We start from the raw sequence: 7,731 nt of genomic DNA, 5'->3' as shown, positions 1-7,731 counted from the left end.
CCCGCACCAACTCGCCCTCCATCGAGGGCACCCGCACGTTCAAGCAGTACTGGTCGGTCCGGCAGTCCAAGCGCGTGGGCGGCACGATCACCTCGGGCAACCACTTCGACGCGTGGTCGCGAGCGGGGATGCCGCTCGGCAACCACAACTACATGATCATGGCGACCGAGGGCTACCAGTCCTCCGGCAGCTCCAACATCACCGTCGGCGGGACCGGCGGGGGGGGCAACACCGGTGGTGGCGGCAGCAGCGGCTGCACGGTGACCGCGACCCGCGGTGACGACTGGAGCGACCGGTTCAACGTGACCTACAACGTCAGTGGCAGCAACAACTGGACGGTCACGCTGAACCTCAACGGCAGCCAGAGCATCCAGAACAGCTGGAACGCCTCGGTCTCGGGCACCGGCAACACCCGCACCGTCCGCCCCAACGGCAACGGCAACAACTTCGGGGTGACGGTCATGAAGAACGGCAACAACTCGGTCCCGTCCGCGACCTGCCGCGCCAGCTGATCGCGACAGCGGGAGGCCTGTCACGGTGACGGCGCTCCTCGATCACCGCTGACAAGCGCGAAGGCCGTCCGCCCTCCTGTTCTGCAGGAGGGTCGGGCGGCCTTCGTGCGTCCGGAGGCGCCCGGTCGGCGACCCAGGTTCGTGACCACCCGGAAACACCGCCGTCGAGGCGGTGCGTCGGTGACGGACCGGTGATTCCCACGTGTTAAATGCGCGCCAATTCTGTAGTCACAATCCCTGTGCACACCTTGGCGATCTATAGCCTCAGCAGATCCGGCTCGCCGCCGCAAGGGCGAGGCTGACGACACCGGCGGACGACGTCGTCCTCAGAGACCGACGACCACGACCGGAAGAAGATCGCCATGGCCTTGCTGAGATACGAACGCGCCTCCACGCAGCCCGCCACCCTCGTCGCACCACCGAGGAGACGCCGTCCTCACGTCCCGTCACCCGCCCGGGCCTCAGCCCCTGACCTGAGCCTTCCCAGCCCGCCGTCCGACGCCGAGAAGTACGGGTACATGGGACGTCAGCACCGGTGGCTGCTGATCGCGCAGTCGCTGTCGTTCGTGCTGATCGGCGTCAGCATCATGCGGTTCAGCCTCTCCGACACACGCGTCCTGCTGTTCCTGGCCCCGTTCTCCCTGTACGCGGCGGCGCTGGTGGTGAGCCTGCTGTCGAGCACCCGCCGCAAGCGCACCGACCTCGCCGACCACGGTCTGCGGGTGCTGCAGTACAGACCCGAGACGTACCCCACCGTCGACGTGTTCCTCCCCACGGCGGGCGAACCGCTCGACGTCCTGGCCAACACCTACCGGCACGTCGCCGCACTGGACTGGCCTGCGCCGATCACCGTGTGGGTGCTGGACGACTCCGCACGTGACGAGGTGCGCCTGCTCGCCGAGCGCCACGGGTTCGAGTACCGGACGCGACCGAACCGTGGCCACCTGAAGAAGGCCGGCAACCTGCGGTTCGGGTACGAGCAGTCCAGCAGCGACCTGATCGCGATCTTCGACGCGGACTTCGTGCCCCGCACCGACTACCTCCACGAGCTGGTGCCGTACTTCGTCCAGGAGGACGTCGGGATCGTGCAGTCACCGCAGTACTTCGACGCGGTCAAGGGCATGCCGTGGCTGCAACGGTGCGCGGGCGCCACCCAGGAGCTGTTCTACCGCTGGGTCCAGCCCGCACGGGACCGGTCGCAGGCCGCGATCTGCGTGGGCACGTGCGCCATCTACCGTCGCAAGGCCCTGGACGCCGCTGGCGGGTTCGCGCAGATCGGCCACAGCGAGGACGTGCACACCGGCGTGAAGCTGATGAAGGCCGGGTACGGGCTCCGGTACGTGCCGGTTCTGGTGTCGAAGGGGCTGTGCCCGGACGCGGTGCTGTCGTTCCTGAACCAGCAGTACCGGTGGTGCACGGGGTCGATGAGCCTGCTGGCCAGCAAGGACTTCCACGACGACCGGACCATCACCCCCCGGCAGAAGCTCGCGTTCTGGGCCGGGTTCCTCTACTACATCACCACGGCCCTGAACATCTTCACCGCCTCGCTGCCGGCCCTGGCGATGCTGTGGATGCTCCCCCAGTACGTGCGGCCCTTGAACTCGGTGTACCTGCTCGGGGCGCTGCTGATGTGGCTGGTGGTGATCCCGCTGGTGTTCCGTTCGCACTGGCGCATCGACGTCCTGCGGGTCCAGGCCCTGTACTCGTTCGCCCACGCGGTGGCGATCTTCCACATCCTGACCGGGCGGACGAGGGAGTGGGTGGCGACAGGCACCGCGACGAGCGCCGTCAAGCGTGGCAACGCCACGCCCCTGGGGGTGACGGTGCTCCGGGTCGCCAAGACCTGGATCGCGATCTCCCAGGCGGGCATCTGGGCGGGGATCGCGGCGGGGATCATGCAGTACGGGTTCGGCGAGTTCTGGGCCATGACGTGCCTGGCTGCGCTGTCGTCGTACGTGCTCCTCCCCATCCTGGGGCTGAGCACCCGCCCGGAGCCACGCCCCGACGCGGCACCCGCACCGGCTGTGGGGTCCTTCTGGGCGCGGTCGCGTGCCCTGCTGGCGCCACCGGGTGCGCTCGGCGCCGCGCGGATCGTCCTCGCCGACCGCACCCTGGCGACGCTCGCCCAGACCCGTGGGGCGGTCGCGACCCCGAGGCGGCCGCGAGGCCCGGGCCGGCCGGCCCCACGCCCCCAACCCGAAGCGGGGCTCCGTCCCTTCCGACGGGACATCCAGGGCCTGCGTGCCGTGGCCGTGCTGCTGGTGGTCCTCTACCACGCGCACGTCCCGGGGGTGACCGGCGGGTACGTGGGGGTCGACGTGTTCTTCGTGATCTCCGGCTTCTTGATCACCGGTGGCCTGCTGCGTCAGATCGAGCGCGAGGGCCGCGTGAACCTGTGGCGCTTCTACTCGGCCCGCTTCCAGCGGCTGGCGGTGCCGGCGGCGGTGGTCGCGATCCTCACCCTGGTGGGGGTGCGGCTGTGGGACTCGCTGTTCCAGGTGCGTGAGGTGACCACGGACGCCCTGTTCGCGGCGTTCTACGCGATCAACTACAAGTTCGCGGCCGACGGGGTGGACTACCTGCAGGGGTCGGGCAAGCCGAGCCCGTTCCAGCACTACTGGTCCCTGGCGGTCGAGGAGCAGTTCTACCTGCTGTGGCCGGTGCTGCTCATGCTGTGCGCCTGGCTGGCTCGCCGGCACGTCCGCCGCGCGGTGCTGGTGATGGTGACGGGGGTGTGCGCGTTGTCGCTGTGGGCGGCGATCGACCTGACCGCCACCAACCAACCGTTGGCCTACTTCTCGCTGCACACCCGGGCGTGGGAGCTGGGTGTGGGCGCGCTCCTGGCCGTCACGGCCGGGTGGCTCGCGCGGATGCCGGCGCGCCTGGCGGCGCCGATGTCGTGGCTGGGCGTGGCCGGGATCCTGTACGCGGGGCTCGTCTACACCGACGAGACGATGTTCCCGGGGTCGGCGGCGCTGCTCCCGGTGCTGGCCACGGCTGCCGTGATCGCAGCGGGGTGCCGCCCCTCCCGCAACAGCGCCGAGCTGGTCCTGGACCGTCCGGTGATGCAGGGCCTGGGGAAGGTCTCGTACGCCTGGTACCTGTGGCACTGGCCGCTGCTCATCCTGATCCCGATGCGCCTGGGGTACGAGGTCGGGTGGGTGGTGCAGCTGCAGATCGTGGCCCTGGGCCTGTGGTTGTCGATCATGATGTACGTCGCGATCGAGAGCCCGGTGCTGCGGTCGCGTCTGCGCAAGGCGTTGTGGGTGCCGATCGGGATGGGGGCGGCGGTCGCGACGGCGTCGGTGGCTGCGGTCGTCGCCGCGACCGTCCCGGCGCTGGTGGGCACCGGCGCGGCGATCACGATCAGCGCCCAGGACACCGGCACGGTCATGGAGGACGTCCGCCGCGGGACCCTCACGCAGGAGGCGCCGAGCAACCTGGTGCCGGCGATCGACGAGGTGCGTGACGACCAGCCGGTCAGCTCCAGCGACGGGTGCCACGCCGACTTCCTCTACGTGCACCAGGGTGACTGCGTGTACGGGGACCCGGACGGTGAGCACACGATGGTGCTGATCGGTGACTCCCACGCCCAGCAGTGGTTGCCGGGCCTGGACGCCCGGGCCCAGGAGGAGGGCTGGCGGTTGGTGGCGTGGACCAAGGCGGCGTGCCCGGTGGCGGATGTCGAGCTCACCGCACCGCAGCTGGGCAACCGCCCGTACAGCGAGTGCACGCAGTGGCGGGACCTGACCGTGGCGCGCATCGCCGAGATGCAGCCGGACGTGGTGGTGGTCTCGCAGAGCGACGCGGTGCCCGGGGAGCAGGTGACCAACAACGAGTGGGCGGACGCCACGGCCCGCACCGTCCGCGAGATCCGGGCGGCAGGCAGCCCGGTGCTGTACCTGCTGGACACCCCGCGCCCGTTGCAGCACGTCCCGGACTGCGTCGCGAACCACCTGGAGAAGGTCGAGCTGTGCATGACGATGCGGGACCAGACGTACGGGTTCCCGGGCCGGCTGGAGCAGGTGGCCGGCACGCTGGCCGCGGTGGACGTGCCGACCATCGACCCGGCGGACTGGTTCTGCACGGACCGCAAGTGCGCGGTGGTGGTCGGCAACATGCTCGTCTACCGGGACGACAGCCACGTGTCGACTCCGTACAGCGAGTACCTGGCACCGGCGTTGCGGCCGTTGTTCGTGCCCCGCGCGTCGGGCGCATGAGAGTGGCGCAGGAGTAGGTTGGTGGTGGTCGCCCCGGCGTGGCACCTAGGACCTCGCCCAGGCGACCACCACCCCTCCCCCTTGTGAACCGTGACCGATTTGTGACCTAAACGGTTAAGGACATGGACCTTTGTCCCGGTTTGAGTTGATCGTGGCACCGCAGTGACCACGACGGAGGCCACCCGAGAGCCCCGCCGAGGCGCACCGCAGGCCCCCCGGTCCGCGCCGGACCGATCACCTCGAGCACCGGGAGTACGCATGACCGCTCGCGCACGACTGCGCAAGATCGCCATCGCCCTACCCGTCGTCGTCGCCGCTCCCCTCGCGGTGACCGCCATCATGGCGAGCCCCGCCGCCGCGCACGGCGCCGTGACCGACCCGCCCACCCGCAACTTCGGCTGCCTGGACCGGTGGCGCAACAACCACCTCGCGCCCGAGATGCGCGACCAGGACCCCATGTGCCAGGGCGCCTACCAGGCCGAGCCGGGCGCCATGTGGAACTGGAACGGCCTCTACCAGGACAACGTCGGCGGCCGCCACGAGGCCGCCGTTCCCGACGGCACCCTCTGCTCCGGGGGCAACGCCGAGGGCGGCCGGTACGACTTCCTCGACACCCCGGGCGACTGGATCGCCAAGGACATGCCCAACGACTTCACCCTGACCCTCACCGACGAGGCCCGCCACGGTGCCGACTACCTGCGGATCTACGTCAGCAAGCCGAGCTTCGACCCGACGACGGAGGCGCTGGGCTGGGGCGACCTGGACCTGGTCAAGGAGACCGGACGGTTCGCGCCCGCCGACCAGTACCAGACCGACGTGAGCCTGCCGGGCCGCTCGGGTAGGGCCGTCCTGTACACCATCTGGCAGGCCAGCCACATGGACCAGACCTACTACCTGTGCTCCGACATCAACATCGGCGGCACCGGCGGTGGCACTCCCCAGCCGCAGCCCGAGCCCACGCCGGCGCCCGAGCCGACCCCGGAGCCCGAGCCCACCGAGCCCGGTGACGACCACGACCACGGTGGCGACCACGGTGGCGACCACGGCGACCACGGTGGCGACCACGGCCACCCCTCGCCCGACCCGGAGCCCGCTCCCGGCAACGGTGCGTGCACCGCAACCGTCCGGGTGATCAACACCTGGCCGAACGGCTACCAGGCCGAGCTCGACATCACCGCCGGCTCCGAGCCGCTCAGCGCGTGGAGCGCGACCGTCGACGGTGCGACCATCACCCAGGCGTGGAACGGCACCCAGGCGGGCAGCACCATCACCAGCGCGCACTGGAACAGCGACGTCGAGGCCGGCGGCGCCACCTCCGCCGGGTTCCTCGGCAGCGGCAGCCCTGACGAGCTGACCGCCACCTGCAACGGCCGCTGACCGTCAGCAGCGCACACGACCTGTCACCCTGACCGTCGGTGACGGGAAAGGGCTCGGCCCCGGCGTCCACGCGGAGACGCCGGGGCCGAGCGCCGTGGGGATGCGGGACCTCGCACCGGAATCACCCGCAGCGGGTCCTCATGGCCCGCCGTGACGACCCGAACAGTCGGAGGACGCGCCCGTCCCCGACCGAGGAGCCCTCGATGTCCCCCGCCGCACCGTCACCCGTCCGTCGCCGACGAGTCCCCCGGCTCCACGACCTCAAGGTGCGCACCCAGATCCTCACCGCGCTGACCGTCACCACCGTGGTCACGCTCGTGGTGGTCGTCCTCAGCGGCCTGGGCACGGCGACGATGGCAGCGACCGCCGACCAGCTGTACAGCCGCAACGTCCAGGGCACCGCCCTGGCGGGTCAGATGAAGTTCCAGATGGTCTTCGCGCGATGGAACGCCGTGAGCGGCGGGCACGCCAACGACCCTGCGGTCGCCGCGAGCCACCGCACCGACCGCGACGCGGCACTCGCCGACATCGCCGTCCTGGCCGACACCTACCTCGCGGAGGCTGACCCCACCCCCGAGGAGCGCGCGATCCTGGACTCCGTCCGCGACGACGTCCTCGAGTACGCCGAGGCGGTCAGGCAGACGGACGTCCTGGTCGCGGCCGGGAGGCTGGAGGAGCGCGACGCCCTCGTCGCGAGCACCGTCGGCCCCCTCGGGGCAGCGGTCGCCGCAGGGATCGACGAGATCGTCGACATGCAGGTCGCCGACTCCCTCACGGCGAGCCGGGAGGCCGCGGCCGACGCCCAGCAGGTGCGCACGGTGACGCTCGCGGTCGGCATCATCGGCTCCGCCGCGGCGGTGCTGCTCGGCCTGTACATCGCCGGAGGCCTCTCCCGCGGCGTCACGCGGGTCACCAGCGCCCTCGAGCGGATCGCCGGGGGGGACCTCACCGGCCAGGTGGACGTCGCCCGTGGCGACGAGGTCGGTCGCATGGCGGCCGCGCTCAACTCGGTCCTCACGTCGCTGCGCTCGACCATCGCCGCCGTCGGTGACGTCAGCGGCCGGGTGGGCACCGCAGCCGACAACGTCTCGCAGGCCCAGACCCAGGTGAGCGCGGGGTCGGACGAGACCAGCGGCCAGGCGGGCGTCGTGGCGGCCGCGGCCGAGGAGGTCTCGCGCAACGTCCACGCCGTCGCCGCCGGCGCAGAGGAGATGGGTGCGTCCATCCGTGAGATCGCGGCGAACGCCACCCACGCCGCCCGCGTCGCCTCGGACGCCACCGAGGCCGCAGCCTCGGCGAGCTCGTCGGTCGCCAAGCTCGGCACGAGCTCGCAGGAGATCGGCGACGTGGTGAAGGTGATCACGCAGATCGCCGAGCAGACCAACCTCCTGGCCCTGAACGCCACGATCGAGGCCGCCCGCGCCGGTGAGGCCGGCAAGGGCTTCGCGGTCGTCGCCGGTGAGGTCAAGGACCTCGCCCAGGCCACAGGTCGGGCGACCGAGGACATCGCCGACCGGGTGTCGACGATCCAGAACGACACCGAGGCCGCCGTCACCGCGATCGAGCGGATCTCCTCGATCGTCGCCAGCATCAACGACTACCAGATGACGATCGCGTCCGCC

Annotated in this window: 4 protein-coding genes; all 4 read left to right on the top strand. The window is 70.8% G+C overall.

All coding sequences use genetic code 11. The annotated features are described in order from the left end of the window. A partial coding sequence (locus N869_RS18795) for a glycoside hydrolase family 11 protein (RefSeq protein ID WP_035061662.1) occupies positions 1-512 on the top strand: 512 nt, incomplete at its 5' end. A 362-nt stretch (positions 513-874) separates the two neighbouring features. Then, on the top strand, positions 875-4,732 hold the full coding sequence (locus N869_RS16600) for an SGNH hydrolase domain-containing protein (protein WP_084136987.1): 3,858 nt from the start codon (positions 875-877) through the stop codon (positions 4,730-4,732). Between the two features lie 258 nt (positions 4,733-4,990). Continuing rightward, on the top strand, positions 4,991-6,109 hold the full coding sequence (locus N869_RS11225; protein WP_035061660.1) for a lytic polysaccharide monooxygenase: 1,119 nt from the start codon (positions 4,991-4,993) through the stop codon (positions 6,107-6,109). A 203-nt stretch (positions 6,110-6,312) separates the two neighbouring features. Further along, positions 6,313-7,731 (top strand): methyl-accepting chemotaxis protein (locus N869_RS11220; protein ID WP_035061657.1); only part of this gene is annotated, 1,419 nt, incomplete at its 3' end.

This window comes from Cellulomonas bogoriensis 69B4 = DSM 16987 (assembly GCF_000767165.1).
GTDB classification, from domain to species: Bacteria; Actinomycetota; Actinomycetes; order Actinomycetales; family Cellulomonadaceae; genus Actinotalea; species Actinotalea bogoriensis.
The sequence above is the reverse complement of the archived record's forward strand: the minus strand, read 5'-3'. Positions and strand labels throughout refer to the sequence as shown.

What these genes read in the sequence shown, in the direction of transcription:
- N869_RS16600 (WP_084136987.1), top strand. Translation starts at nt 875, where the DNA reads ATGGCCTTGCTGAGATACGAACGCGCCTCCACGCAGCCCGCCACCCTC.
- N869_RS11225 (WP_035061660.1), top strand. Translation starts at nt 4,991, where the DNA reads ATGACCGCTCGCGCACGACTGCGCAAGATCGCCATCGCCCTACCCGTC.